The sequence below is a fragment of the Mycobacterium sp. ST-F2 genome, from assembly GCF_001905655.1.
GTDB lineage: Bacteria > Actinomycetota > Actinomycetes > Mycobacteriales > Mycobacteriaceae > Mycobacterium.
Genome location: NZ_JMHT01000042.1, coordinates 83,010 through 109,587 on the forward strand (window position 1 = coordinate 83,010; position 26,578 = coordinate 109,587).

The window sequence follows — 26,578 nt, forward strand, 5'->3', positions numbered from 1 at the left end:
GCTACTTGCCTCCAGGGACGGGGAATTGGGCGCGCATGGCCAGGTCCCAGAACTTGTCCGGGGTCAGCTGACGTTGCAGGATGCTCAGCGTTGCGCTCGGGGTGACGGTGTAGCGAGCTTTGGGGCTCTTGGCTTCGATCGCCTTGCGGACCACTTCGGCGACCGAATCTGGGTTGCCGCCGAGGAATTTGGCGACGTGACCCGCGTAGATGTCCGCGGTGACTTTTCCGACCCGGGCGTTGAACTCTGCGTAGGGCCCGTCGTTCAAGCCGTCGACCGACCCGACGGCGGTGTCGGCGAAACCTGTGGTGATCAGCCCGGGTTCGATGAGCACGATCTGGACCCCGAACCCCTGGACCTCGAACCGCATGGCGTCGGAGATGGCTTCGACGGCGTACTTGGTGGCGTGGTAGATGCCCCCGCCGGGAAAGGTGAGCTTGCCGCCCATCGAGCCGATGTTGATGATGCGTCCGCTGCCTGCCGCCCGCATGCCCGGCAGCACCAGCTGGCTCATGCGGATGAGCCCGAACACGTTGGTTTCGAACTGTTTTCGGATGTTGTCGAGCGGAATCGACTCTACGGCGCCCGATTGTGAGTAGCCCGCGTTGTTCACCAGCACGTCGATGGAACCGGCTTCGTCCTCGACGGCGGCCACCGCCGCCGCCATCGACTCTTCGTTGGTGACGTCGAGCGCGACGGTGTGGCAGCCCTTGTCCGCCAGGGCTTTCAGGGTCTCAGGACGCCGCGCCGTGGCATAGACGGTGTGGCCATGCGCCACCAGATCGGCGGCGGTGGCCTCGCCGATACCGCTCGAACAACCGGTGATGAGTACAACAGACATGCGGTCCTCCTGGGTTTGGTTGTGACTAGTGCGTTCGGTTCGGCTTTGCGTACGGTGTTCGGCGGGCCAGGTAGGCGCGCGGGCTGGAGCCGTTCCAGCGATGGAAGGCGTGCGAGAAATTGCTGACGTCGGTGTATCCCAGGCGGTTCGAGACCTGCTCGACGGTCATGCCGCTCTGGAGCAACTCTGTGCCGAGGTGATGGCGCACTTCGTCGAGCAGTTTCCGGAACGACGTGCCCTCGGCCTCCAACTGGCGCCGCAGAGTCCGGGTGCTGCAGGACAACCGGTCCGCCACCTGGGCCAGGCTCGGTGGGTTGGCCGGGTCGGCCAACAGGAGGTCGCGGACCAGACCGGCGCGACCGGTGCGAGCTTCCCGCTGTTCGAGCAGCAGGCGGCATTGCTGCTCGGCGAGTTTGGCGGTGTGGCTACTCGCCTGCGGCAGAGGGACGTTCAACAGGTCGGCGGTGAGGGTGACCGAGGTCTCTGCGTCGCCGAATTCGGGTGCGGCGCCGAACATCTCTTCATAGAACGACACCGCCGACCCGGGATCCGGCAGGGCGAATGCGATGCGGCTCGGTGGCGGCTCGGCGCCGAGGACCTCGCGACACAGATTGGGGATGGCCGCGGCGTCGCGTTCGAGGACGAACCGGCGGATCGATGCGGGCACCGCGCGGGCGTCGATGACGATCGAGAGGTCGTCACCGTGCCGACGGGCCTCGAAGGTACAGAAGGCGTAGCTCAGCTGGACAAATCGCACGGCGACGTCGATCGCTTCACCCACGGTCGGACTGGTGAGGATGGCGAATCCCCACACCCCGAACGCCGTCACCGGATAGCGTGCTGCGGCCTGCAGCCCGAGTCCTGGGCGATCACCCAACGAGGCAACGATGTTGGCGATGGCCTTGAGTTCCTGCTGGGCGGTGACCTCGGCATCGGGGACGCGAATCGCGGCAGGCGTCGTCCTGGTGCCGGCGAGACATTGCTGCGGGGTCAAGCCGAGTTCGGTTGCCCACTCGACCATCAGTGCCAAGCTGGCAGCTGACCGTTTGGACTGCAGATCGAGCGTCGTCATCGGTCACGAGCCCGCTCACGATAGTCCCGCGGCCCCATGCCTTTCCACCGCCGGAACGCCTGGGTGAAACTGGAGGTCTGCGAATAGCCAAGGCGTTCCGCGATTTCCGCAACGGGCATGCCGTCGGCGAGCAACTCCTCGGCGAGTGCTTCCCGGGTTTCTTCCTGCAGATCACGCAGCGACACGCCCTCCTGGGCGAGATGCCGCCGCAGCGTGCGGGCACTGACCGTCAGCTGCCGGGCAGCGTCATCGAGCGTCAGCACGGGCGACGGGTTCGACAGCATCATGTCGCGGAGAAGCCCCGCGACGCCGGCGCGTGCCGACCTCTCGCGCAACAGTTCGACCGCTTGCTTCTCGGCCATCGAGCGGGCGTATTGATTCGCTTGCGGTAGCGGCTTGGTCAACGACTCGAGGCTGATGATGAGGCAGTTCTGTGGTGCGCCGAACTCGGGTTCGATGCCGAACACGTCGACGTACTTCTGTACGACGTCCTCCGAGGGGCGCGCCATGGTGTAGGCGACCTGTAGTTGCACGTCGGATGACATCAGCAGATCGCGTTGCAGAGTCTGGATGCCGGCGCTGTCGCGTTCGACGGCGAACGAGCGGATGTCGGAGGGAAGGTGAGACGGATCGAGAATCAGTCGGCCGTAACTGTCCCCGGCGTCCGCAGAGACCGTCAACCGGCACAGGCAGAAACTCAGCGAGGCCAGCGATACGCCCACTGCCAGTGCGTCGCCCAGGGTGCGGGAGCTCATGAGCGCCAGGCCCCAGATTCCTGGCGACGCGGCATGGCACCGGAGACCGGCCTCGATGCCCAAGCCCGGAACATCAAGACCGCCAAGAATATTCGAGATGATCTTGAGTTCGTCCCGAAGGTGGACCTCGGCGTCGAGATCTTCGAGCGTGGTCCGGGTCAGCGGGGTGCCATGCAGAGAATCCACGTCGGCCATGCCGTGGTCCGCAGCCAGGTCGACGAGCAGCGCCACGCCCGCGGGTGAACGAAGAACATCGTGACTACTCACATGGTCCTCAATCGGCTGTGTCGAACGGTTTGCTGTCATCCTGCGGTACCGAGCCTAGGTCTGGTGGCTGGTTGCGCAATAGGTGATGGATGGCCAACAAGTTGTGAGAAGTGGCCACTTTCTGGCGCCACGGGTTCGGCTGCGGAATTCTGGCCGCATGACCAAGCGCATCCTGAACGTTGTCACCAACGTCTCGCACTACGAGGACCCGTCCGAGCCCACCGGCTTGTGGCTGTCGGAGCTGACCCACGCCTATCACGTCTTCGCCGAGGCCGGCTACGAGCAGACGATCGTCAGTCCGCAGGGCGGGCTCTCCCCGCTGGAGCCGCGGTCGCTCAAGTTCCCCAACTACGACAAGAGCGCCAAGGCGTGGAAAGCCGACGATGCCAAGATGGCGTTGTTGGCCAATGCCGCCGCGCCCGCGGACATCGACTCGGCGGACTTCGACGCCATCTACTTCACCGGCGGTCACGCAGTGATGTTCGACTTCCCGGACAGTGAAGGGCTGCAACGTATCTCGCGAGAGATCTTCGAACGTGGGGGAGTCGTGTCCTCGGTCTGCCACGGCTACGCCGGGCTGCTGAACACCACGCTGTCGGACGGGTCGTTGTTGGTGGCGGGCCGCAAGCTCACCGGATTCTCCTGGACCGAGGAAGTGGTGGCCCGCGTCGACAAGCTGGTGCCCTACAACGTCGAAGAGGAGATGAAGAAGCGCGGCGCGCTGTACGAGAAGGGGCTGATTCCCTTCGCGTCGTACGTCGTTGCCGACGGTCGCCTCGTGACCGGCCAGAACCCGGGGTCGGCCAAAGCCACGGCGAAGAAGGTTGTCGAAGTCCTCGGGGTCTAGTGTCCTGCCGAGCCGGGCAGGATCCGGGTCGAGGGTGCGTACAGATCGTCAGAACCATGGTTGAGGCGCGCTGATTGCACACTCGTGGCCTGATGTTGTTCACCGACTTTGGCGAGTGTGCAGTCAGACGGACGAATCCGTGAAATCGACGATCTGGCGGCACAGTCACGAGTCTCCGCCTGCTGGGCATTCGACAAGCAAATGCCGGCTCTCGGCCCGGACGCGCTACGGGCGGGGCGAGATCTCGATGGCGAACGAATTCTGCTGACGGCGGGTGATCCAGACGCCGAACTCGCTGAGCGGTCCCATGAGCCAGTACTTACGGTTGAGGATTCGCCCGTCCGACGGCATCCCAATCAGTACTCATACCTCCACCATGCCGCATTCCTTGGCACCGGCGACGAGTTCGTCGAGCCCGAACGCTTCGACAGGCCCGACGACGCCGGGCGTCTTGCCGGCTCCAGAGGCCAATTGGTCTGCAGCCCAGGCCATCAGCTCACCAGTCAGTGAATAGGGGCTAGGGCCCTCGACGTGGACCTCGGAGACCGCCGTGCCACGTTGATCACGCGCCACCGCCACGACGTGGCTGAGGGTGCGGGCCCGCTCGGCCGCGTCGGGGCCGCCGCCGGGGCCGACGGTGCGGGCCGAGATGGCGTTGACCAGGTCGCGGCCGCGCGGCAGCTTCGCCGTGGCGTTCGCAGCGGCAGAGACGAGTTGGATGCCGCGGCTCAGCGGCGGGAACCAGCCGTTGTAGACCGTCACCGACTGCAGCCCGGGTACCTGCGACGGCAGGAACAGCACCTCGGTGCCCGACACCAGGAATGCACTCCTTCGCTTGCCGCGCACACTGAACTCACGCACCTTGTGCGCGGTCTTCTCATCGACCAGGCGGCCGTCGCGCCATACCGGAGCAGGCAGAATCAGCCCCTCCGCCATGGTTTTTCGGGTGCCCTCGCTCAGGCCGTTGCGCAGCGAGCCGATAGCGAAGTAGCCGACGTCGATCGAGTGGACCGCGGTGGCGGCGGCCCGCGCGGCGAGGGCACCGGCCAGGATGCCGGGCACGTAGTCGTACCCGAATGCCGGCGCGATGATGGCCCCGGCCGCCCGGGCCAGGGCGTCGTGCCGCTCCCACACTTCGCGGACGAAGCCGACCTCGCCTGTGGAGTCGAGGTAGTGGGCGCCGGCATCGGCCGCTGCCTGCGCGACCGGATGGCCGAACTGCTCGAACGGGCCGACCGTCGTGACGAGGACGTCGCCCTTGTCGACGAGGGCGCGGACGCTGGCGGGGTCGCCGACGTCGGCGATGCGGTAGTCGAGCCCACCGAACTGCTGCGCCAGTGCGGCCAGTCGTTCGGCGCCACGTCCGGCCAGCACCGGTCGCACTCCGCGCCGCACCAGCGCCTCGGTCACGAGACCGCCGGTGTACCCGGTCGCCCCGAAAACGATGATCTGATGGGTCATTCGTTGCTCATCTCGGTTCGCAGAGCACAACCGGGATGTCGCGGCTGGTCCGTCGTTGATAATCGGCATAACCGCGGTAGGCGGAGACGATCTTCGGCCACAGCTCGGCTTTTTCCGCGGCAGTTGCGGTGCGGGCGCGCATCTGATGTCGCTGACCGTCGATCACGACCTCGCAGTCGGGGTTGGCCTGGAGATTGCGGTACCAGTCCGGGTTGCGGTCGTCGCCACCTTTGGATGCAACCAGCACCACGCGCTGCGAATCGTGAACGGGTGAAGTCAGATAGCACGAGCGCGGCAGCCCGGATTTACGACCGGTCGTGTGCAGCTCAACCAGTGCCATGCCAAAGGGTTTGGCCAGCAATCGGTTTCCGCTGAGAGTCAGAACAGCGCGGTGGGCACAGTTCATCAATTTGGCGCCGGCGTCGCTCAGGGTGTTGCTGTTCATTTGACGCCCGGGATTCGACGGAGCAGGCGTATGCCTTTGGTCATGACGCGGGCGTAGGTACCCGCGCCGAGCCAGGTGGGTGCGCCGACCGGCAACAGCCGCTCGACCGCAATCGTCTGGGACTCGGTGTATTTGAGGATGCCGTGCTCACCGTGCCGGCGGCCCATGCCGGACGCCTTCATGCCGCCCATCGGCGCGTCGACCGATGCCCACGCGGCCGCATAGGCCTCGTTGACATTGACCGTGCCCGCCTGCAGTTTGGCGGCCACCTCGCGCCCGTGCTTCGGGTTGGACGTCCACACACTGAAATTCAGGCCGTACGGGCTGTCGTTGGCTTTGTCGATGGCCTCGGCCTCGCTCTCCACCCGGTAGAGCGAAACCAGCGGACCGAAGGTCTCGTCGGCGTAGACGATCATGCCGTCGTGCACGCCGGTCAGGATGGTCGGTTCGTAGAAGTACGGTCCGAGGTCGGGACGGGGCCGCCCGCCGGCGAGGACGACGGCGCCCTTCTCCACCGCGTCGTTGACGTGGCGGGTCATGGTCGTGAGTTGCTTCTCGGAGATCAGTGATCCCATGTCGGCCGAATAGTCCAGCGCGCCGGAGAGTTTCATCTTCTTTGTTGCAGCGGCGAACCGGGTGGAGAACTGATCCCACATCGCCGCCGGCACGTAGATGCGCTCGATGGAAATGCACAGCTGGCCGGTGTTGGAGAAACACGCCCGGATCGCGCCGTTGACGGCCTTGTTCACGTCGGCGTCGTCGAGAATCAACAGAGCGTTCTTGCCGCCCAACTCCATAGAGCAGTCGATCAGCTGCTCACCCGCCTGTGCGGCGACCGTGCGCCCGACCGCCGTCGATCCGGTGAACATCAGGAAATCCGACTGCTCGATGATCGACGTGCCCAGCTCGGCACCCGAACCCGTCACCACCTGCACCAAACCCTCTGGCATACCGGCCTCTTCGAGCAGCCGTACCGCCCACAGCGTGGCGAACGGCGTCTGCTGGTCCGGTTTGGTCAGCACCGCGTTGCCGGCGACGATCGCCGGAATCGAGTCACTGATGCCCAGCGTCAGCGGGTAGTTCCATGGCGAGATGACGCCGACGAGGCCCTTCGGGTGATGCAGTTCCCACACCTCGGTGAGGGCCAGCTGCGCACCCTGGCGGCGTTTGGGCTCGAGGTAGCCGGCAGCGGTGTTCGCGTAATAGCGGGAGACCATGGCGACGTCGATGATCTCCTCGAAGGCGTGCCGTCGTGCCTTGCCGTTCTCGAGCTGAATGAGGTCGAGCACCTCGTCCTGGCGGTCGAGCACCAGATCATGGAAACGCATCAGCATGGCCGCGCGTTCCTCGACAGGTGTTGCGGCCCAAGTCGGTTGGACCGCGCGGGCCCGGGCGGCGGCGGCCGCGACATCGGCCGGGGTGCACCGCGGAACGTCCGCGAGCACTTGGCCGGTCATCGAGTTGAGGACGTCGAGGCGCGTGCCGGGGTCGAGAGCCTGGACCCGGCCGGCCAGGTCCTTCAGCAGCGCGCTGCGGGTGCCGGCCACGGGTGGGGTTGCGAATGTGGTCATGATGTCTTCTCCTGCAGGGCGGCGCGCAGCGTGTCCTGCGCGAGTTTGATTGCGGCCGTGGCCGCGTGGGTGGACCGGAGCGTGTTGAGCATCATGAAGTCGTGGATGATGCCGCCGAAGCGCACCTGCACGACGGGGACGCCTGCTTCGCGCAGCTTGGCGGCGTAGGCTTCGCCGCCGTCGCGGAGGACGTCGGCCTCGGCGGTGATCACCAAAGCCGTTGGTAGACCGGAGAGTTGGTCGACGGTTGCCCGCAGCGGTGACGCGTAGATCTCGTCGCGCTGTGCGTCGTTCTCGGTGTACTGGTCCCAGAACCACTTCATGCCCTCGCGGCTCAGGAAGTAGTGCTCGGCGAACTGGTGATAGGACGGTGTGTCGAAGTCCGCTGCGGTCACGGGGTAGAGGAGCACCTGGTGGCAGATGGTGACGTCGCCCCGGTCCTTGGCCATGAGCGTCAGCACGGCGGCCATGTCACCACCCACCGAATCGCCCGAGACCGCGAACCGGGAAGCGTCCAAGCCTTTTTCGGCACCGTGGACGAATACCCATTGTGCGGCAGCGTAATTCTGCTCGATGGCCGTCGGGTACTTGGCCTCGGGGGACAGGTCGTATTCGGGGAACACCACGGCGGCGTCGGCCCCGACAGCCAACTCCCGGACCAGGCGGTCGTGCGTGTGCGCGTTGCCGAAGACCCAGCCCGCACCGTGGATGTAGAAGATCACCGGCAATCGGCCGGTGGCTCCTGCCGGTTTGATGATCCGCACCTTCACCGAACCCGTCGGCCCGCCCTCGACGGTGATCCACTCGTCGTCGACGTCCGGCATCGCGACGTCACCGGACTGCACCTCGTCGACCGTCTTGCGGCCCTCGGCGGGCGGCAGCTGATAGAGGAACGGCGGAGTGTCGGTGGCCTCGCAGAACGCGACGGCTTCGGGTTCCAGGACGGGCTTGATAGCGGTCATGGTGTCTCCTCTTGCTCACGGGTTGGCACTGCTCGATGAGGTGGGACCTGATTGATCGTTGTCCACCTGCCTGCGGCTGACACCTGTTTGGCCACTTCTCACAAGTTATTGGCCATCCGGCACCTGTGGAGCGCGGCGGCGTCCTGTCAGCCTTGAGCTGTCAACCCCTACGGAAGGACGAGGTCCATCACCATGGCTACGCAAGTCACCGAGGTCGAATTCGCCGGCCAGACCGTCGAGGTGCCGAAGGGCGGCTACTACGACCGCTACCGCTCGAACCCGAACCTCGACGAGGTGGCACAAGACCCGGCCGTCGGAAACATCGACTGGTTCCGGCGCATCCCGAAGGTTCAGGTCGATTCGCGGGTAGGGCCGCTGTGGGCACCGAACTTCTACTATCGCGCGAGCATCGTGCAGGCGAATCTTCTTGCGCCGCTGGACCGGTTGGCCGCGATGCTGCCCGCGCCACTCGAGCCGCTGCGTGCCGCTCCCGGCTACGGCATCGCCGCGCTGACGTTCTTCTCGTACTCGGTATGCGACAACGATCCCTACGACGAGGTGTCCGTCGCGGCCGTCATCCGCAAGCCCGGTGACCACGGCCTCGTGTCTGGCATCCTGCCCGAGCTCGAACTGCTGAATGCCCTGCGGCGCAGGAACTTCTACGCGCACGTCCTCGCGCTCCCGGTGACCACCGAGATCGCCCGGGTCCGCGGCGTCAACGGGTACCAGCTGCCCAAGTGGCGCACCGACATCAGCGTCGACATCGGCGACACCGTGCGCGCTGAAATCGCCGGTCCCACAGGGAAACCCGACGTGATCCTGACGGCGCCGCGGCCCGAGTTCACCGACGTGCCGTCGCAGTCCCGCATGGGCACCAACACCATGATCCATCTGGTCGACGGCCAATGGCACCAGACGTCGGTGCAGTCGAACACCTTGTCCTACGCACAGCGCAGCTTCCCGCGCGACGTCACGATCGACCGCAACGGCGGTCCGCTGAGCGACCTGCTCGACGGACTCGGCGCCTCCCGAATCCTGAGCTTGGATGTGGCGAGGGACGCGCAGCTGGTGCTGAACCTGCCGCGGCCCCTGAACACCTTCGGCTGAGCGGGATCCCGGCCAGCGGTCACGCGCCGGCCATCCGCCGTGCCCGGAGGCTAATTTCGGGAAATGGCAGGGCTTCTCGCGGGCAAGACCGCATTGGTAACGGGTAGCAGTCGCGGCATCGGGCGAGCCATCGCGCAACGCCTGGCGGCCGAAGGCGCCACCGTCGCGGTGACCGCGCGGGCGTACACCCCGTCACCCTCGGTGCGTGCCGGGGTGACGCAGGCCATCCCCGGCTCCATCGAGGAGACCATCGCGCTCATCGAAGAGGTCGGCGGTTCGGCCTTCGGGCTGGCGGCCGACCTCGAGGACCCGGCAGCGCGCGACGGTCTTGTCGAGGCCGTCGTGGCGCGCACCGGGCGGCTCGACATCCTGGTCAACAACGCCGGGTACGCCGACTACTCCGTTGTGGACGAGATGACGCTGGAGACCTTCGACCGCACGGTGGAGCACTACCTGCGCACGCCGTTCGTGTTGGCGAAAGCCGCTGTGCCGCATATGCGGAAGCAGGGCGCCGGCTGGATTGTGAACATCGGTTCGGTGACCGGCATGGACCCGGAACGGCCGTACCGCGACTACAACAAGACCGCCGGCGACGTGATCTACGCGTCCTGCAAGGCGGCGCTGCACCGCTTCACCCAGGGGGTGGCGGCCGAGCTGCTCGGCGACAACATCGCGGTCAATGCGGTGGGACCGTCGACGGCAATCCGCACCCCTGGTGCGGCGTCCCTGATTCCGGACAGCTTCCCGACCGAACCCGTCGAGTATCTCGCCGAGACGGTCCTGGCCATGTGCCACGTACCCGCGCAGGAGCGCACCGGCCTGGTCGCATTCAGCCTGCACTACCCGTGGTCCCAGCAGCTGCCAGTGCACTCGCTGGACGGCCGCACGGTGCTGGAGCCGCTCGCGCCACCCGCGACGGCGAACCCGAACATCAAACCTGCGGGGCTCTAGAGAACCGGCGCCGGCAGCTCACAGAAGCTGTGGCACAACCGATCTCGCACGATCACATCGGTGGTCTCGGGGTCGAACCAGCGATCCACGACGGTCCAGTGGATCGGATGCATGAGATAGGGGCCCAAGAGCCCGTCGACGTCGGTGAACTCCTGCTCGAACACATGCGTCCACGCGCTGGAGCCCATCGAGGTCTCGACGCGGCTGAGCTGCCAGGCCTTGATGGTGGACACGAAGCCGGGCATCGACATCAGTTCGCCTTCGAACCGGGCCACGGTCGCGGCGTCCGCTGCCGGGTCGACGCGGAGCAACAACGCGCGGTAGACGGTGCCGGTGCCGCGGCGGTTCGGTGTGCCGCGGTAGGTCGCACCGTTGACGTGGGTGACGGCCGGGTCGGCCAGGCAATCGTCGAAAGTGCTTTGTTCCCAGACAGCTTGAGAAGCGAACCGCAGGTGCACCAGGAGGTCGCCGCCGTTGCGGGACCCGGGCAACGTCGGTTCCACGACAAACGACGCGGCCCCGCTGCTGCGCGCAGCAGAGCGGAGGGTTTCCAGCACGCGGCGCCGCTCGGGTTCGGCGGCGTCGACAAGGCGCGTCACGCAGTAGACGGGTGCCTCCGGCGCACTCGACACGACGACTTCTGCTGCGGGGACGGCATTTTCGGGTGCGGCGGCGACGCTGCGCTCGCGCGAGACGATGAGATCGGTGATGCTGTCCCACCATTGCGCCAGCGTGGGGTCGGAGCGACCGTGCCACGTCATCTGCCACCATGCGGCGGCATCGCGCAGTGTCCAGGTGATGGTCACGACGTTGGTCTGGTCGTCGAACCAGATCGGTGGACTCACCAGAACGTCCCGCAGGGTCATGCCTCGCCCGCGGGCGCCCGGGGCGTAGCCGGCCAGGTAGGCGTCGATGAATCGCTGGGCGCATCCGGGAGCGGTCACCACACGGTCGACGACGAAGACCTCGTCCATGAGTCGACGCTATGGTCCGGGGCTACGCGGCGCGCGGTGCGCTCCCGGCCATCGGGAGGGCGCCGCCGTGGTTCGGATCATGCTCCTTGCGCTGTCCGCCGTTTCGCCTGGTACAGCTGTGCATCGGCGGCCGAGATGGCGTCAGCGAGCGCGGTATGCGGGCTAGCGGTGGCGATGCCGAAACTCACGGTGACGGGGGCGGTCTCGGCGAAGTGGTTGAACGGGGCCTTGGCGAGTTCACGGCGGATGCGCTGCCCGACATGCAGAGCGTCGGCATATGTCGCCCCGTGCAGGAATACGGCGAACTCGTCGCCGCCCAACCGGCCTACCACGTCGGACCGGCGTCCCGCGGACTTCATGACCGTCACGAAGTTCCGCAACACGTCATCGCCGGCGGCATGCCCGAGACGGTCGTTGACGGGCTTGAACTTGTCCAGGTCGAAGACCAGCAGTGTCGACTCGGTGTGATCATCGGCGGACGCCAACATCCGTTCCACTGTCGCCTGGAACCCGCGTCGGTTGAGAACACCGGTGAGAACATCGGTGTCGCGTTCCAGGCGGAGAGCGTCGCAGTATTCCCACAGTTCTTGGACTGCGAGAATCGCCACCAGTACGAGCACCAGCGCAGCCCACGCAATGACATACGGAGGGGTGAATGCGGCGAAGCCGGGGCGGTGCCCGGTCCAGAGCGCGTCGTGATCGAGGCCGACCCAGGATCGAATGAGGAAGTACACGAAGGTGGCCAGGACCATCACGCCCAGAAGGCGATCTCCGCGTCGCTCGCCGACGAACAACCGTCTGCGGTAGAGGACACACAGGCTGAGTGCGGCGGCAGTGAGGTCCTGGATGTGGACCTGCCATGCCAATTGGTGACCGTGCCCGTTCAGCACCACACCGACGACGCCACAGATTCCGGCCGTCGCGATGACGAACGGCACCGATGACGAGCCTGGGCGGGTGCCCCGACGTGAGACGCCTTCCTGCGCGAGGAAGAGGCCGATGATGAAGGCGATGGCCGTGGCCGCCACTTGGTGGTTGACAACCAGTGGCACATCCACGGCGAGGAAACTCAACGCGATGACCGCCGCTGCTGCGCCGAGCATCAGCAAATAGGTGTGCGCGCGCTCGATGAGCCAGATGCCCCACATGATCGCGGCGCTGATGATGAAACTGAGTGAAACGACCTGGGTCCACACGTCCGAGACAGCATCCATCCGACCTCCCGAGTGGCCGCATCCGGCGGTTGGCACGCCTCTGTTCAGCAAACTCTAATTCGCCATCTGCCACCACCTCAAGTGGTGGGGAGCAAACATGTTGCGGTTTTCCCGAGAACAACGTGGTTTCGCCGGGTGCGTGGGTGGTTCCGCTGCGTCGCCTGCCGCCGTGCGGCGCCATCCTGCGGCATTTGAAGAGTCGGTTGAAATTCACTGAACATCAATATGACAGCGGTTGTTGCATTGTAAAGGCAGTTATTGGTTGATCGGAGAGGTTGCTGCAACGGGTGCGAAATGTCTAGGCTACGTGCGTGGGGGAGCGAAGGTGTCGTGTCCGCTGGCGGGACCGGATATCGCAAGTCTGCGTCGTCGTCGTCATGCTTTCGTTGACGCTCTCCGCCATATTGGTCACCCGCCACCACATCCGTGGCGTCGACACGCAGCGGCTGTCATTCCACGCGGCGCTTCTCGATGCCGCTATCGAACGGCGGTTCCGAGCGTATGAGCAAGTACTCCTCGGTGTTGCCAGCCTCTTTCAGTCGTCGCCGTCCGTCGGCCGCACCGAATTTGATGAGTTTGTCGCGGGGCTCCATATCGACGAGCGGTATCCCGGAATCAAAGCGGTGTATTTCGCCCCGGCGGTGGCTGCTGCTGATGTCCCGGCCTTCGTCAACTCCGTTCGTCGGCAAGACCCCATATGGGCGGACTTTCACGTCCATCCGCCCGGTTTGACGCGAACCAAGACTTCTTCCTTTGCCGCGCCGGTGCTCTACATCGCACCTTTCTCGCGCGTCAACAGCAGTGTGCTCGGCACGGATCCGCTGCAGGAGCAGACGCGCGGTGAGGCGGTGGAACTGGCGTGGAGTCGGCCGGGTGTACCGGCGTGGACGACGCGGTTGGACATGGGCATTGAGCGTGACGACGACGGCCGTGTCGGGTTTCTGTGCTTTCTGGCGGTGCAGGTCAACAACAAGCTCATCGGTTCAGTCGGCGCGGCGTTCTGGGCCGAGCCATTCATGGCCGGCTTGGTGAACGACGGTGACACCTCGGTACGAATGGAGGTGAGCGACCGGAGTGGCCAGCTGCTGTACTCAACCGATGGTGTGACTGCACGGGGTGCGCCCGTTCCGCTCGGGACGCAGGCACGACCAGGTCCTGAGGTCTCGACCGTCGTCCCCAATGTCGACTGGCATGTGCGCTACATCGCCGCTGACGGGTTCAGCAGTGATACGACGGCTGTGGCTCCGTGGCTGGTGGCGGGTATGGGCCTCCTCGCCACATTGCTGTATCTCACGCTGGTGTCAGCTCTCGCGCGGTGGCGCCGATACGCAGGTGTCCTTCAGTTCACGGAAAGCCAAGTCCGACATCAGGCGACGCACGACTCGTTGACCGGATTGCCCAATCGGACCGTCTTCATCGACCGCCTCGCGGGACTCATAGCTGCTGATGAGCCGTTCGCGATCGCGTACGTCGACATCGATGGCTTCAAACCTGTCAACGACTGTCACGGCCACGTCGTCGGCGACCAATTGTTGATCGCCATCGCCCAGCGCATGCGGACTCGTACCCGGGCCGGCGACACGGTCGCGCGGATCGGCGGCGATGAATTTGCAATCCTCCTGACGGAACCTGATGGCGCTGAGTCCATCGCCGAGAAACTCGTCGGCCATCTGAGTGCGCCGTACTGCCTCGGGGAACAAGGTGTCGCTGTCACCGCGTCGATCAGCGCGAGCGTCGGAATCGCCAACTATCCGAACGACGGAAACTCCGCGGACGAGCTCATCCACGCAGCAGACACTGCGATGTTCGTGGCGAAGCGAGCCGGCGGCAACCGGTACCACCCCGTTGGCGCCGAGGAAGCGGTCGACGCGGCCGGTTCTGGCGCTGACCATCGTCACTGACTCCTACCAGCGGCAAACTCGGCGCCATTTTCAAGCGAATGACAGCTTCTCGGCGATAGGGTGCGCGTGCGGCGATGCGCACCAGCGACTTTGTCGAGCTATCGCCATACCGACACTGGCCGCCAAGTCCCTGGGAAGGACGGAAGATGAAGGTTCTGGTTACCGGGGGGACGGGCTTTGTCGGTGCGCACATCGTCTCCGCGCTGATCCGCGATGGGCACGATGTGCGGATGCTGGTCCGTCGTTCCGAGCAGGTCCCGATATCGCTCGGACCGCTCGAGGTTTCGGTCGACGACCTCGTCGTCGGGGATGTGCTCGACGCCGAGGTCGTGGCTGCCGCGCTCGACGGCGTGGAAGCGGTGGTGCATGCGGCCGCCGTCTTCAGCCTGGACGCGCGCCGGGCCGCGGAGATCACCCGCACCAACCTGCGGGCGACGGAGTTGGTCGTCGGCGGAGCGGTGGAGCGCGGACTCGATCCCGTCATACACATTTCGTCGACCGTCGCGCTGACGTGTCGTGATGGCGGCGGTCCCGACCTGCCGCTGGGCGACGTCGACCTGCCGTACGCCAAGTCGAAACGTGAGTCCGAGGTACAGATCCGGGCGTTCCAGTCGATCGGGGCGCCGGTGGTGTCGGTGTACCCCGGTGGGGTGCTGGGCCCGCACGATCCCTACGTGGGAACACAGGCCGAGCTCTTCAAGTGGATCGTCAAGGGACGCTTCCCGATCTGGCCGAGCGGGGGCGCGCACTACGTCGACGTCCGCGACGTCGCGGACGTCGTCGCCGCCTGCATGGCGCAGGGTTATGGACCGCGACGCTACGTGGTACCCGGGCATCATCTGGACGGCGACTTGATGAACGGCACGCTCCACAAGATCACCGGCCGGTGGCTACCTTTCATCAGCGCACCCGCCATGGTGGCCAAGCCGTTCACCCAATTCGCCGAATTGGTGAACAAGGTCCTGCCCGGGAACATGCACCTGCCCGCGGACGCGGAGACCGTCGAACTAGCCGAGCGGGACACCCGCTTCGACACGTCGCTGACCACAGAAGAACTGGGCATCGAGGCCCGCCCGTTCGAAGAGACCGTTACCGACACCCTGCTGTGGCTCATCGAGATCGGTGCGCTGGGAACCAGATACGCCGGCAACCTGCGCTGAGCTACGTCGTCACCTTGGATGCGGCCGCCCGGTCGGTGAGCAGGTCGTAGATCGGGCGTGAGCCCAGAGCGATGGCGACCAGCAGAGCCGTCGCGCAGGCGCCGAGCATCGGTGGCAGCTGATTGGTGCTCCCGGTCAGTTCGGTGGCGAGGATGAGGCCCGTCACCGGCGCCTGAACGGTTGCGGTGAAGAACGCCGCCATCCCGACGAGAGCCAGGGCGGCCGGGCTGGGCGCGGAATGCGGCGCGACGTGGGCCGCGATCAGACCGACGATCAACCCGACGTCGGCCCCGAGGACGAGCATCGGGGCGAACAGACCGCCCGGGGTCCCCGCGGCATACGACACGACACCGAGCACGAACCGCAGGATCAGCACCGCGGTCACTGCCCCGATGGCCCCGTGTCCGAGCAGCGCCTCTTGAGTGAGGTGGTCGCCTCCGCCGGCGAGATCAGGGGAGTACCAGACCAGGACCCCGACCCCGGCGCCGATGAGTGCGGCGCGGACCTCGACCGGCCACCGGCTGGTGTCTGCCGTGCGCAGACCGAACATGATGGCCTTGTTGTAGAGCACGCCCAGGACACCGGTGAGCACGCCGACGGCCAGCACCCACCCCGATTCGGCCAGCTGTGGATCGGCCAAGGACGGCACCTGGAATTCGCTGCCCGAGTGGACGAACGGATAGGCCGCCATGAACCCGGATGCCGACGCGACCAGGGTGGCGACCGTGGTGCGCGGGTCGAACCGCTTTACCAGCTCCTCCAGGACGAAGACCCCGCCGGCGATGGGCGCGTTGAACGCGGTCGCCAGGCCGGCGGCGGCGCCGGCGGCGGCGAGGACGCGCAGATCAGCCTGGGAACGCCGGGTCGCCGAGGCGACGATGATGGCGATGGAACCACCCATCTGCACCGACGGCCCTTCCCGTCCGAGGGCCAGGCCCGACCCGAGGGACAACAGCCCGCCGAGATATTTGATCGGCAGGATCCTGAAGCGCCCCGGCTCGGCGCGGCCGGCGACGACGGCTTCGACGCGTGGGATGCCGCTGCCTTCGGCGTTGGGCTCGACGCGCCGCACCAGCGACGCCGCCGCCGCGGTGCAGACGGCGCAGATCGCGATGACGACGAAGGGACCCCACCAACTGCCGTGCGACCAGTGCGACAGCGAGGCGCGCCAGAGCGTGGCGTGGTCGAGCAGTACCCGGAAACTGGCCGCGGCCAGTCCCGTCAACGCGCCGACGACGGCCGCGGCGAGGACGAACCCGACGACGTCGCTGGCGCGGCTCTTACCCATCACAGACCGCCGCGCGCGACCAGTTGCGCTGCGATGACGTTGCGCTGGATTTCGTTGGTGCCTTCGCCGACGATCATCAGCGGCGCGTCGCGGAAGTAGCGTTCGACGTCGTATTCGGTGGAATAGCCGTAGCCACCGTGGATTCGGACCGCGTTGAGCGCGATCTCCATGGCGATCTCCGACGCGAACAGCTTGGCCATGCCCGCCTCCATGTCGCATCGTTCGCCGCTGTCGTAACGCTCGGCGGCATACCGTGTCAGCTGGCGCGCGGCCGTCAGTTTGGTGGCCATGTCCGCGAGGTAGTTGCCGACCGACTGGTGCTTCCAGATGGGCCGGCCGAAGCTCTCGCGCTCCTGGGCGTATTTCAGCGCGTCCTCCAACGCCGCGGTCGCGACGCCGAGGGCGCGCGAGGCGACCTGAATCCGGCCTGTCTCAAGGCCTTTCATCATCTGACCGAAGCCCTTGCCGGGCTCGCCGCCGAGGATCGCCGATGCCGGGGTCCGGTAGTCGTCGAACGTCAACTCGCAGGATTCGACGCCCTTGTACCCGAGCTTGGGCAGATCCCGTGACACCGTCAGCCCGGGTCCGTGTTCGACGAGCACCACCGAAATGCCTTTGTGCCGAGGCTCGGCGGTGGGATCGGTCTTGCACAGCAGCGCGATCAGGCCCGACCGGCGCGCATTGCTGATCCACGTCTTGGACCCGTTGATCACCAACTCGGAGCCGTCCGGGCGCGCGGTGGTCGCCATGTTCTGCAGGTCCGAGCCGCCGCCGGGTTCGGTCAGCGCCATGGTCGCGCGCAGTTCACCCGTGGCCATGCGCGGCAGGTATGTCTGCTTCTGCTCTTCGGTGCCGAACAGGCCGATCAGTTTGGCCACCACGGTGTGCCCGCCCATGGCCCCGGCCAGGCTCATCCAGCCACGCGAGAGTTCTTGTGTCACTTCGACATAGCACGGCATCGACACCGGAGACCCGCCGTACGCCTCCGGGATGGCCAGTCCGTAGATGCCGATCTGCTTCATCTGCTCGATCCACGCCTCGGGATAGGTGTTGGCATGTTCGACGTCGCGCACCGAGGGCTTGACGTCCCGCTCGATGAACGCGCGCACGGTCTCGACGAGCATGGCCTCTTCGGCCGTCAGATGTGTGGACACGGGCACTACCTTGCCAGGGCGGTGCCGCTCTCGAAGCCGCTCGCGCTAGGCGAGTTTCCGGTGCGCGGCCTGCTCCACGAACAACGGGATGAAGTCCCGCACCGCGTGATCGTGGAAGTCGGCGTGAATTCGGCGGACGACGGCCGTCACGGTCCGGGGGTCGATGTTCGGATAGGTGATGGTCAGTTGCGCCACCAGGGCGTCGATGGCGGCGTATTCGGCGGCCCGCGCTGTGGTCAGGTCCATTTCCGCGTCGCCCGGCTCGGTGTCCAGATGCTCGATCGCGAACGCGTCGAACGCGGCGACGACCTGCTCCGGGGTGGCATCCGGGTGCTCGCGGGCCAGCGCGTCGAGCGCAATCCAACAGGTCGGGCCCAGAATCGTGGTGGGTGGCGGCCGGTGTCCCCGCGTGATGGCCGCAGTGAGCAGATCCTGGAAGGTCTGCTCGGCGAGGCTCGTCGGTTCATCGGGCATGACAGCGACTGTACGGATCGTTGGTTACCGCCAGGCGACGCGCACGTGAGATCGACTTTTCGCGTCACGGGGTGGGACAGGCGCCGTCAGCGGCCACTGTTTCTGCCCACAATCGGCGGCGACGGTCAACGAAGGAGTACGGATGTACCTGCACATCGATCCCACCCAGGTCCCACCTGTCGTCCAGGTACGGGAACCGGACGACTTCACGGCGTTCAAGGTGGTTGTCGAGGTGCCTGAACACGCCTGGATCGCCCCGGACGTGCTGACCGAACTTGCCGGCCGCGGCGGTGACGACGAGTGGAAGCAGAACCTGGCCGGGATGCTCGCATACGCCGCGAGTAAGGGTTGGTGCGACGAGGCCGGACGGGTGCGGGCACACGTCGAGACGACTATCGCAGTACCGCACCAGGATTGAGGATGCCCAGGGGATCCAGCGCGTCTTTGATGCGCTGGGTCAGGGCCATGACGTCGTCGCCCAGCTGCGCGGGCAGCCAGTCTCGTTTCAACCGTCCGACGCCGTGTTCGCCGGTGATGGTGCCGCCCAGTCCGATGGCGAGCTCCATGATGCGGGCGAACGCGCGTTGGGCGCGGTCGGTGGCGTCGGGATCCGTGGGGTCGTACACGATGATCGGATGGGTGTTGCCGTCCCCGGCGTGCGCCACCATGTAGACCTGTACATCACAGGTCTCGGCGATGTCCTCGACGCCGGTGACCATCGCCGGCAGCTGCGGTATGGGGACACCCACGTCCTCCAACAGCAGGCTGCCGAGCCTCTCGACCGCCCCGAACATGCCGCGCCGCGCCGCGGTGAAAGCGGCGCCCTCGGCGGGATCGTCGGTGGCGAAAACCTCCGTGGCACCACACTTTTCGCAGTGGGCGATCATGGTCGCCACTTCCCCGGCGGCGGCGCCCGGGGCATCGGACTGCATCAACAGCATGGCGCGGGCGGACCGGTCCAGGCCCATCCGCATGTGGTCCTCGGCGGCGTTGATGCTCGCGTGGTCCATGAATTCCAGCATCGCCGGGCGGATTTCGCCGGTGATGGCCACGACGGCGTTGGCGGCATCTTCGACGGAGTCGAACAGGGCCACCACCGTCGAGGCCGGCGGCTGGGCGGGAATCAACCGCAACGTGAGCTCGGTGATGACACCCAGAATGCCTTCCGATCCGATGAACAACTTCGTCAACGGCAGTCCCGCAACGTCTTTCAGGAGCGGGCCACCGAGCCGCAGTGCGGTGCCGTCCGCGAGCACGACCTCCATGCCGAGCACATAATCACCGGTGACGCCGTACTTCACGCAACAGAGGCCGCCCGCGTTGGTCGCCGCGTTGCCGCCGATCGACGAGATGTCGATGGAGGAGGGGTCCGGCGGGTACCACAGGCCGTGTTCGGCGGCCGCCCGCTTGACTTCGGTGTTGGTCAGGCCCGGCTGTACCACCGCCGTGCGGGTGCCCGCGTCGATCCGGATGTCCCGCATGCGTTCGGTGCTCAGCACGACGCACCCGTCGATGGCGTCGGCGCCGCCGGACAGGCCCGATCCGGCGCCCCGCGGCACCACGGCGATGCGGTGGTCGGAGGCCCATCGCAGCACCTGCTGCACCTCGGCGGTACTGGCCGGACGGACCACCGCGAGCGGGGTGCCGGCGTTCGGATCGGCCGCCGAATCACGGCGGTAACGCTCGATGATGTCGGGGTCGGTGATCAGCGCGCCGTCCGGCAGAGCGTCGGCCAGACGGTTGAGCGCAGCGGCGTGCATCGTCGGACTGTATCGACCCGGCAGCCGCGATGGACCGACTTGGTCCGCTGGGTGGATTTGGCGACGTTGCCAGCGCAATAACCGCCGCGGGCCTACGATTTGCCCGTGTTGCTCACCGAGGGTCAGGTTTTCGCCGGCTACACGATCCGGCGGAAATTGGGCGCGGGCGGAATGGGCAGCGTCTACCTGGCCTCGCATCCGCGGCTGCCGCGCCTGGACGCCGTGAAGGTGCTCTCGGCCGAGCTGACATCGGATCCGGAATACGGCCCCCGGTTCATGCGGGAGGCCGACGTGGTCTCGACTCTTTCGCACCCCAACATCCTCGGTGTGCATGACCGCGGTGAGTGCGACGGCCAGCTCTGGATTTCGATGGACTACGTGGCCGGGACCGACGCCGCCCGGCTGTTGCGTGACCATTACCCATCCGGGATGCCGCCGGAGGTCGCGCTGCCGATCATCAATGCCGTCGCCTCGGCGCTGGACCACGCGCACCGGCGCGGGCTGCTGCACCGAGATGTGAAGCCGGCCAACATCTTGTTGGACGCCGAGACCTCCCGCATCTACCTCGCCGACTTCGGGATCGCCCGCCCGATGAACGACTCGTCCGGCTTGACCGCGACGAACATGGCGGTGGGAACGGTGGCGTACGCGGCGCCGGAGCAGCTCCGCGGTGAGGCGATGGACGGTCGCACCGATCAATATGCGTTGGCGTGCACCGCCTTCCAACTGCTCACCGGCAATCCGCCGTACGCCGACAGCAATCCGGCGGTGGTCATCACCAAACACGTCACCGCGCCGGCACCGTCGTTGGGGGAGCACCGGCCCGAACTGCGCGACCTGGATCCCGTACTGGCGCGGGCGATGTCGAAGACGCCCGCCGGCCGTTTCGGCAGTTGCAGCGAATTCGCCCATGCCCTCGAGCAACAGGCGCTGCGGCCGGCGCCGATGGCGTCCAACGATTTCCGCAACTACCCGACCATGGCTGCGCCGGCCCCGACACAGCCGTACCCGCCGACGCAGCTGAGCCCGCCCCAACCGGCTCCATCACCACAGTTCAGCCCGCCGCCGACGCGGTCGTCGCGCTCCGGTGCGCTCATCGCGGTCCTGGCGGTGGTGGCCCTGCTGGTCGTCGCCGGCGGGGTGTTCGCCGGAGTGAAACTGCTCGGGCGGGACGATCGTCCGGCCGCAAAACCCGCCGCACCCGGTCCGACCGCGACGGCGGCAGGCAGCGGCTTCAGCGGCAGGTACCGCGCCGATTACGGTCCGGCCACCGATCTGCAGGGCACGGCGATTCCCGGCGGACCGGCGATGACGGGCCAGTGGGATGTGCGGTCGTCGTGCGGCGCCAACGGGTGCATCGCCACCGCGTCGTACACCGGCAAGAGCGCTGTGCCCGTGGTCTCGAACATGACGTTCGATCAGATTTCCGGCGACTGGGTCGCCGTCGGGACCGGAGCGGTGAAGTGCAGCGACGCGCCCAACGAGGCGCCGACAGAGGTGTGGGTGGTCTTCACCTTGACGCCCAAGCCCGACGGCACGTTGACCGGGGACACCACCCGCAGTGCCGTCAACGGGTGCAGCAGTGTCAAACGGACGGTCACGTTCACCCGCACCGGTGACGGCGAGGTGAGCGGTGTGCCCGACCCGGCCGGGCTGCCGCCGCGCACCACTTCACCGGCCTCGACGCTGCACGGCCGCTACCACGAGAACATCGTGTACTCGGTCGGTGGCTTCGCGCCGGGTGCGCCGGATCTGCAGGTCCGAACACAGTGCCTGCGCACGGGTGATCGGTGCATCAGCGCATTCCACGCGATGGACGGTGTGGTGACATTGATCTTCGCCGGCGGAAAGTGGACCCGCACGGAGGAAGGAACCGTCCCGTGCGCGCTCGGCGGGACCACGCACGTCAAGATCACCGCTGAATATCCGCTGCCAACGGATCTCCAGGATCCGATCCCGACGCTGGAAGGCCGAGGTACCAATACGTCGACCGGCGGCGAGTGCAAGGGTGGCGATTTCACCGACAAGTTCGTCCGCACAGGGGACTAGCGGCAATTTGTCAGATAGTGCGGATCGGGAGGCGGATCGGTCCGCCCCGAATTAAGCTGACTGCCAGCAAATTCGCCCAGATCATCCGGGCACCGCGTGGTGACGACTTCTCGGGGAGCTGACCATGGCTGAGCCTCCGGTGATCGAGGTCCGCGAATGGGGCAAGCCGCCGCGCCGATTGACCCTCAGCAGGCCGCTGCTGTTCGGGCGGGAGTGCGACGGCATCAACCTCGCGGACAGCGAGGTGTCTCGCCGCCACCTACGGCTGGTTCCGACTCCGACGGCGCTGTCGGTCGTCGACCTGGGCAGTAGCAACGGCAGCACCGTCAACGGCGTGCCGCTGGCCGGCCGGGGCACGCTGTCGACCGGCGACGTGATCCGGTTGGGCCGCACCGAGATCATCGTGCTCCACGCTCCCAAGCCACTGGCCGCGGATCAACCGCCGGTCGCCGATGCGGCCCACGACGCCACGCGCACCATGCAGATGGTGAAGCTCCTCGACGTCCCGGTTCCGGCGGCAGCGGCCGCAGCGAGTGCCCCGAGGGTGAGCCTGGCCGAGCGGGCACTCGGCATCGATCCGACGGGCACCCGGGATCTCTTTCCGCCGTATACCGAACTGCCGCACAAGATTTCACGAGGGGTTTGGCTGGGCGTCCGCGTCGGCAGCGTCCTGGCGTATCTCGCGGTGGTGGTGCTGCTGTTTGTGCGGCCGGCTGCGGGACTTTTCGTCTTCTTCCGGGTCATCGTTCCACTGTGGCCGGCGTTGTTCTTCATCGCACCGGGCGTCTGGCGCAACATCTGCCCGCTGTCGGCGTCGAATCAACTGCCGCGGGTGGCCGGGTTCAGCCGGGCGGCGACGGCGCCCGGTTGGTGGACGCGTAACAGCTTTCTCATGGCCGCGGCACTGTTCTTCGGTATCGCCGGCGCACGGCTGATCGGCCTGGACCGCAACGGCCCGGCCATGGGCGTGGTGTTGGCGGTGATCATCGCGTCGGCATTCGCCGGTGGATACCTGCTCAAGGGCAAGAGCGGCTGGTGCTCCAGCATCTGCCCCCTGCTGCCGCTGCAACGTACATACGGGCAGACGCCCTATGTCACCTCACCGAACAGTCACTGCGAGTCCTGCCTGGGCTGCGCTAAGAACTGCTACGACTTCAAACCGCGGGCGGCCTGGCAGGCCGACATGGCCGATCCGGAACCGAGCTGGAGCGCGCCGCGCGTGCTGTTCGCGGCGGCATTACCGGGATTCATCATCGGCTTCTTCACCGTGCACGCCCAGCACGGCGGGACAGCGACCGAAAAATACGGTGTACTGGCGCTTTTCGTGTTGGTGAGCGTCGGGCTCTGCTACGTGCTGCAGGCTGTCACCCCCTTGAGTCAGGCCATGGTGACAGCGGTTTTCGCGGCGGTGGCGATCAACGCCTACTACTGGTTCTCCGGCCCCATCATCACCGATTCCCTGCGCCAGATCACCGGCGTCGACGCACCCTGGTTGCGGTGGCCCATCACCGCCTCGATCGCGGTCCTGACGCTGTGGTGGCTGGCGCGCACCCGGGTCAGCGAACTGCAGTTCGCCTATGTCACCGGTGCCCGGTCAGAACCGGTGCTGCTGAACTCGCCGAAGATGCCACCTGCCGCGGCGGGGTCCGGCGCCGAAACCAGTGCTGTGCGAGTGCGTTTCGAACCGGGATCGGAGCCCGTCGGGGCGGACATCGGGATGAGTCTGCTCGACGTCGCGGAGAGCAGCGGGCAGCCGATCGAGGCGGGCTGCCGGATGGGTGTGTGTGGCGCCGACCCGGTATCGATCGTCGACGGGATGAACTGCCTCTCGCCCGCGGAAGCCGACGAACTCAAGACCCTGAACCGCCTGGGTCTGGGCAAGTCCAGCCGAATGGCATGCTGCGCACGGATTCAGGGCGGAGACGTCACGGTGTCGCTGACGCCCGAACGCGCCGACGCCGCCGCGAGCAGGCCCGTCAGGTACGACCGCTCGATCGTCAGCGTCGTGGTCATCGGCAACGGCATCGCGGGTGTGACGGCCGCGGACTTCCTGCGCCGTGGGCACCCCGACTGCGAAATCCATGTGGTGGGCGCCGAACCGCACGGTCTCTACAACCGGATGGGCATCTCGCGGTTGGTGTACGGGCGGTCCGCGATGCAGGGGCTGTACCTGCTACCGGAGCAGTGGTACGACGAGCACGGCGTCACGGCCTGGCTGAACACCTGGGCCACCGGAATCCATTTGCGTTCGCAGCTGGTGCGTTTGGGCACCGGTGAGGCCCTGCCCTACGACAGGCTGATCCTGGCGATGGGGTCCAGCGCGGCGGTGCCCGACATTCCCGGGCTGAACCGGCCCGGCAGCGTCGTGCTGCGGTCGGCCGCCGATGCGATGCGGATCCGTGCGTACGTGCAGGAGCGCCGCGCCCGGCATGCGGTGGTGGCCGGCGGTGGCCTGCTGGGGCTGGAGGCGGCCTACTGCCTGCATCAGCTCGGGCTGCGGGTCACCGTGCTGGAACGCGGCACCCGGCTGCTGAGCAAGCAGATCGACGCGCGTTGCTCACAGCTCGTCTCCGAGCATTTCGCCCGAGCCGGAATCACCATCGCGCACAAGGCGGAAACGGCAGAGGTGCGCGGCGATCCCGCCGTGACCGGGGTGCGGTTCAAGGACGGCCGGATACTGTCGTGCGAGGTGTTCCTCGCGGCCACCGGCATCCGGCCCAACATCGAATTGGCCAGGGACGCCGGGCTTCCCGTCGGAAAAGGCGTGCTGGTCGACGACCGCATGCAGACCCGGATACCGGGTGTCTACGCGGCCGGCGACGTGGCAGAGCACGGTGGCCGGGTGCTGGGTCTGTGGCCCGTCGCCACCGAACAAGCCGAGGCGGCCGCGGTCAATGCGCTCGGCGGGGACCGCAGCGTCCCGGTCGAGACGCCGCCCACCATCCTCAAAGGTGTTGAGCTGGAGCTATTTTCGATCGGTCCGGTGGATCCGGCGCCAGGCGACCAGGTGGTCGTCATCGACCGGCCCACGGTGCCGTCCTACCGCAGACTGGTGGTGTCGCAGGGCCGTGCTGTCGGCGCCACGGTGCTGGGCCACCACCCGGCCGACCTGGCCGCCGCGCAGAAAGCGGTACGTGAGCGGCGCCGGGTCGGGCCCGAGGCGCTGAGCGTCCTGCGAACGGGCAACTGGGGCATCCTGTCCGACCCCGACCGGCTCGCCTACTGAGCTGTCGCGGACATGTCGTAGGTGAGGATCTTCTGGCCGATACGCAGGTAACAGCCGGGCTTGAGCTCGACGGGTCGGTCGCCGATCTGCGTCCAGACCTGATCTCCCGGCGCCGCGATGTAGGTGCCGCCGGCGGTTTGCGCGTCGCGCACCATCACCAGCCCGCCGTGCACCGTGACGTGGGCATGGACCCGGGACACCTGCGGATCGTCGGGCAGGCTGATGGGTGACGCTGCCGCGTTGCTCACCGCGGGGTCGATCATCGGATTCCGGCCGATGACGTAGGCGCGATCCAGGGGATACACCGCGCCGTCGTCGGCGACCAGTGCCCCGGTGATCGGCCGGCCGCGGGTGGTCGCGGCCGGTTGCGGTGACTGCTGCGCGGCCGCCCCGACCATGCGTGGCTGCAGGACGAATCCTGCGCCGGGCACGACGCCGGCGACCAGGTCGGTGTCTGCACACGGCACGAATGTCGTTGTGGCGGTACAGATGGTGATCCTGTCGAACCACGGGGCCACCGTCTCGTCGACCAGCGGCCTGCCGGCGCCGCTGACTCGGCGGTGACCGCCGCCGGCCTCGATGTCGGCGATCACCTCGCCGCGCACGATCAGGTGCAGCGCGTCGCCGGCGGGGACCAGTGCCCCGAAATGTGGCACGGCATCCAGCTCGGGACCGCCCACCAGGGCGGCGAGCGCGTGGGGCAATGTGTGTGGCGGGGTCGAGGCCAGGAGCTGTAGAAGGGGCCGGCCGCGGCCGGCGTCGGCGATGTACATCAGCACGTCGCCGAATCGGGCGACCAAACCGTCGCCGCGGCCGATGGCCACGTGGTGCCGCTTCTGTTCCATGGCCGCCGCCTCGGTAGTTTGCCGCAGGTGCTGATGATAGGTCAGCGCCTGACCCCCTGCCATACGGATCGGCGGCTGAGTAGTTCACTACTGCAAACGTGGCGGGCGCCGTGGACACGACCGATGGCCGCGCAGCGTCTTCCAGCTGGCTGCAAGAGGGGACGGGTGCCTGCAGGAGCGACAACGGTGGAGGTCAGGCGCGACGATGGAAGCGCAGGCCCGGCTCCGCCAGACCAGTGTTTCCGCCTTCCAAG

Annotated in this window: 22 protein-coding genes and 1 pseudogene; 8 read left to right on the plus strand and 15 right to left on the minus strand. The window is 66.9% G+C overall.

What is annotated here, in order from left to right:
• Position 1 precedes the first annotated feature (1 nt).
• From EB75_RS16565 to EB75_RS16575, 3 genes are read right to left on the minus strand one after another with little or no spacing between them, the layout of a single operon-like run.
• Complete coding sequence (locus EB75_RS16565; RefSeq protein WP_073696444.1) at positions 2-841, minus strand: oxidoreductase; 840 nt, start codon at positions 839-841, stop codon at positions 2-4.
• A gap of 25 nt (positions 842-866) precedes the next feature.
• Complete coding sequence (locus EB75_RS16570; protein WP_286150220.1) at positions 867-1,862, minus strand: AraC family transcriptional regulator; 996 nt, start codon at positions 1,860-1,862, stop codon at positions 867-869.
• Positions 1,863-1,909: 47 nt separating this feature from the next.
• Entirely contained in the window at positions 1,910-2,935 is a 1,026-nt protein-coding gene (locus EB75_RS16575; RefSeq protein ID WP_286150221.1) for an AraC family transcriptional regulator, read from the minus strand.
• 157 nt (positions 2,936-3,092) lie between these two features.
• Here EB75_RS16575 and EB75_RS16580 point away from each other — a divergent pair, with 157 nt between their 5' ends.
• Entirely contained in the window at positions 3,093-3,782 is a 690-nt protein-coding gene (locus EB75_RS16580; RefSeq protein WP_073696446.1) for a type 1 glutamine amidotransferase domain-containing protein, read from the plus strand.
• Between the two features lie 225 nt (positions 3,783-4,007).
• On the opposite strand, the pseudogene EB75_RS16585 reads toward EB75_RS16580, so the two are convergent.
• From EB75_RS16585 to EB75_RS16605, 5 genes and pseudogenes are all read right to left on the minus strand, one after another.
• Positions 4,008-4,115: pseudogene (locus tag EB75_RS16585) on the minus strand (PPOX class F420-dependent oxidoreductase); the annotation flags it as partial.
• Positions 4,116-4,145: 30 nt separating this feature from the next.
• Positions 4,146-5,243: a saccharopine dehydrogenase family protein gene (locus EB75_RS16590; RefSeq protein ID WP_073696447.1), complete on the minus strand. Its 1,098-nt coding sequence runs from the start codon at positions 5,241-5,243 to the stop codon at positions 4,146-4,148.
• 7 nt (positions 5,244-5,250) lie between these two features.
• A complete protein-coding gene (locus EB75_RS16595; RefSeq protein ID WP_073696448.1) occupies positions 5,251-5,688 on the minus strand; it encodes a nitroreductase family deazaflavin-dependent oxidoreductase in 438 nt (145 codons plus the stop codon).
• Positions 5,685-7,259, minus strand: coding sequence for a succinic semialdehyde dehydrogenase (locus tag EB75_RS16600; protein ID WP_073696449.1), 1,575 nt, complete (start codon positions 7,257-7,259; stop codon positions 5,685-5,687). Before EB75_RS16600 ends, EB75_RS16595 begins: the two co-directional genes overlap by 4 nt.
• Positions 7,256-8,221 (minus strand): alpha/beta hydrolase, encoded by a 966-nt coding sequence (locus EB75_RS16605; protein WP_073696450.1) that lies wholly within the window; start codon positions 8,219-8,221, stop codon positions 7,256-7,258. The genes EB75_RS16600 and EB75_RS16605 overlap by 4 nt, the downstream gene beginning before the upstream one ends.
• Before the next feature lie 192 nt (positions 8,222-8,413).
• Here EB75_RS16605 and EB75_RS16610 point away from each other — a divergent pair, with 192 nt between their 5' ends.
• Together EB75_RS16610 and EB75_RS16615 are read left to right on the plus strand one after the other, a co-directional pair.
• The gene (locus tag EB75_RS16610; RefSeq protein ID WP_073696451.1) at positions 8,414-9,328 is read left to right on the plus strand and encodes an acetoacetate decarboxylase; all 915 of its coding nucleotides are present in this window, start codon (positions 8,414-8,416) and stop codon (positions 9,326-9,328) included.
• A gap of 63 nt (positions 9,329-9,391) precedes the next feature.
• The gene (locus EB75_RS16615; RefSeq protein ID WP_073696452.1) at positions 9,392-10,279 is read left to right on the plus strand and encodes an SDR family NAD(P)-dependent oxidoreductase; all 888 of its coding nucleotides are present in this window, start codon (positions 9,392-9,394) and stop codon (positions 10,277-10,279) included.
• On the opposite strand, the gene EB75_RS16620 is transcribed toward EB75_RS16615, so the two are convergent.
• Together EB75_RS16620 and EB75_RS16625 are read right to left on the minus strand one after the other, a co-directional pair.
• Positions 10,276-11,253: a Dabb family protein gene (locus EB75_RS16620; protein WP_083612349.1), complete on the minus strand. Its 978-nt coding sequence runs from the start codon at positions 11,251-11,253 to the stop codon at positions 10,276-10,278. The two genes, EB75_RS16615 and EB75_RS16620, sit on opposite strands and share 4 nt — an antisense overlap.
• 77 nt (positions 11,254-11,330) lie before the next feature.
• A complete protein-coding gene (locus tag EB75_RS16625; RefSeq protein ID WP_073696453.1) occupies positions 11,331-12,467 on the minus strand; it encodes a GGDEF domain-containing protein in 1,137 nt (378 codons plus the stop codon).
• A 386-nt stretch (positions 12,468-12,853) separates the two neighbouring features.
• Between EB75_RS16625 and EB75_RS16630 the strand changes: the two genes are divergently transcribed.
• Both EB75_RS16630 and EB75_RS16635 read left to right on the plus strand, forming a co-directional pair.
• Complete coding sequence (locus EB75_RS16630) at positions 12,854-14,368, plus strand: sensor domain-containing diguanylate cyclase (RefSeq protein ID WP_168176055.1); 1,515 nt, start codon at positions 12,854-12,856, stop codon at positions 14,366-14,368.
• A 146-nt stretch (positions 14,369-14,514) separates the two neighbouring features.
• Positions 14,515-15,528 (plus strand): NAD-dependent epimerase/dehydratase family protein, encoded by a 1,014-nt coding sequence (locus EB75_RS16635; RefSeq protein WP_073696455.1) that lies wholly within the window; start codon positions 14,515-14,517, stop codon positions 15,526-15,528.
• A 1-nt stretch (position 15,529) separates the two neighbouring features.
• On the opposite strand, the gene EB75_RS16640 is transcribed toward EB75_RS16635, so the two are convergent.
• The 3 genes from EB75_RS16640 to EB75_RS16650 are packed head-to-tail and all read right to left on the minus strand — an operon-like array spanning position 15,530 to position 18,444.
• Entirely contained in the window at positions 15,530-16,816 is a 1,287-nt protein-coding gene (locus EB75_RS16640) for a ClC family H(+)/Cl(-) exchange transporter (protein WP_073696456.1), read from the minus strand.
• Complete coding sequence (locus tag EB75_RS16645; RefSeq protein ID WP_073696457.1) at positions 16,816-17,970, minus strand: acyl-CoA dehydrogenase family protein; 1,155 nt, start codon at positions 17,968-17,970, stop codon at positions 16,816-16,818. The genes EB75_RS16640 and EB75_RS16645 overlap by 1 nt, the downstream gene beginning before the upstream one ends.
• A gap of 45 nt (positions 17,971-18,015) precedes the next feature.
• Positions 18,016-18,444: a three-helix bundle dimerization domain-containing protein gene (locus EB75_RS16650; protein WP_073696458.1), complete on the minus strand. Its 429-nt coding sequence runs from the start codon at positions 18,442-18,444 to the stop codon at positions 18,016-18,018.
• A gap of 142 nt (positions 18,445-18,586) precedes the next feature.
• On the opposite strand from EB75_RS16650, the gene EB75_RS16655 reads away from it, so the two are divergent.
• A complete protein-coding gene (locus tag EB75_RS16655) occupies positions 18,587-18,862 on the plus strand; it encodes a hypothetical protein (protein ID WP_073696459.1) in 276 nt (91 codons plus the stop codon).
• Here EB75_RS16655 and EB75_RS16660 read toward each other — a convergent pair.
• Entirely contained in the window at positions 18,837-20,204 is a 1,368-nt protein-coding gene (locus EB75_RS16660) for an FAD-binding oxidoreductase (protein ID WP_073696460.1), read from the minus strand. The genes EB75_RS16655 and EB75_RS16660 overlap by 26 nt on opposite strands.
• 105 nt (positions 20,205-20,309) lie before the next feature.
• Here EB75_RS16660 and EB75_RS16665 point away from each other — a divergent pair, with 105 nt between their 5' ends.
• Both EB75_RS16665 and EB75_RS16670 read left to right on the plus strand, forming a co-directional pair.
• Positions 20,310-22,253, plus strand: coding sequence for a serine/threonine-protein kinase (locus EB75_RS16665; protein WP_083612353.1), 1,944 nt, complete (start codon positions 20,310-20,312; stop codon positions 22,251-22,253).
• 124 nt (positions 22,254-22,377) lie between these two features.
• Positions 22,378-25,479 (plus strand): FAD-dependent oxidoreductase, encoded by a 3,102-nt coding sequence (locus tag EB75_RS16670; protein ID WP_073696462.1) that lies wholly within the window; start codon positions 22,378-22,380, stop codon positions 25,477-25,479.
• On the opposite strand, the gene EB75_RS16675 is transcribed toward EB75_RS16670, so the two are convergent.
• Positions 25,473-26,324 carry an FHA domain-containing protein gene (locus tag EB75_RS16675; RefSeq protein WP_168176056.1) on the minus strand — a complete coding sequence of 284 codons (852 nt, stop codon included), beginning with the start codon at positions 26,322-26,324 and terminating at the stop codon, positions 25,473-25,475. The genes EB75_RS16670 and EB75_RS16675 overlap by 7 nt on opposite strands.
• Between the last annotated feature and the right edge of the window lie 254 nt (positions 26,325-26,578).

Coding starts and splice junctions, on each gene's coding strand:
- EB75_RS16675 (WP_168176056.1), bottom strand. CDS start 26,324: ATGGAACAGAAGCGGCACCACGTGGCCATCGGCCGCGGCGACGGTTTG.
- EB75_RS16595 (WP_073696448.1), bottom strand. CDS start 5,688: ATGAACAGCAACACCCTGAGCGACGCCGGCGCCAAATTGATGAACTGT.
- EB75_RS16605 (WP_073696450.1), bottom strand. CDS start 8,221: ATGACCGCTATCAAGCCCGTCCTGGAACCCGAAGCCGTCGCGTTCTGC.
- EB75_RS16590 (WP_073696447.1), bottom strand. CDS start 5,243: ATGACCCATCAGATCATCGTTTTCGGGGCGACCGGGTACACCGGCGGT.
- EB75_RS16570 (WP_286150220.1), bottom strand. CDS start 1,862: ATGGTCGAGTGGGCAACCGAACTCGGCTTGACCCCGCAGCAATGTCTC.
- EB75_RS16625 (WP_073696453.1), bottom strand. CDS start 12,467: ATGGATGCTGTCTCGGACGTGTGGACCCAGGTCGTTTCACTCAGTTTC.
- EB75_RS16655 (WP_073696459.1), top strand. CDS start 18,587: ATGTACCTGCACATCGATCCCACCCAGGTCCCACCTGTCGTCCAGGTA.
- EB75_RS16670 (WP_073696462.1), top strand. CDS start 22,378: ATGGCTGAGCCTCCGGTGATCGAGGTCCGCGAATGGGGCAAGCCGCCG.
- EB75_RS16610 (WP_073696451.1), top strand. CDS start 8,414: ATGGCTACGCAAGTCACCGAGGTCGAATTCGCCGGCCAGACCGTCGAG.
- EB75_RS16660 (WP_073696460.1), bottom strand. CDS start 20,204: ATGCACGCCGCTGCGCTCAACCGTCTGGCCGACGCTCTGCCGGACGGC.
- EB75_RS16635 (WP_073696455.1), top strand. CDS start 14,515: ATGAAGGTTCTGGTTACCGGGGGGACGGGCTTTGTCGGTGCGCACATC.
- EB75_RS16580 (WP_073696446.1), top strand. CDS start 3,093: ATGACCAAGCGCATCCTGAACGTTGTCACCAACGTCTCGCACTACGAG.
- EB75_RS16615 (WP_073696452.1), top strand. CDS start 9,392: ATGGCAGGGCTTCTCGCGGGCAAGACCGCATTGGTAACGGGTAGCAGT.
- EB75_RS16650 (WP_073696458.1), bottom strand. CDS start 18,444: ATGCCCGATGAACCGACGAGCCTCGCCGAGCAGACCTTCCAGGATCTG.
- EB75_RS16565 (WP_073696444.1), bottom strand. CDS start 841: ATGTCTGTTGTACTCATCACCGGTTGTTCGAGCGGTATCGGCGAGGCC.
- EB75_RS16640 (WP_073696456.1), bottom strand. CDS start 16,816: ATGGGTAAGAGCCGCGCCAGCGACGTCGTCGGGTTCGTCCTCGCCGCG.
- EB75_RS16620 (WP_083612349.1), bottom strand. CDS start 11,253: ATGGACGAGGTCTTCGTCGTCGACCGTGTGGTGACCGCTCCCGGATGC.
- EB75_RS16600 (WP_073696449.1), bottom strand. CDS start 7,259: ATGACCACATTCGCAACCCCACCCGTGGCCGGCACCCGCAGCGCGCTG.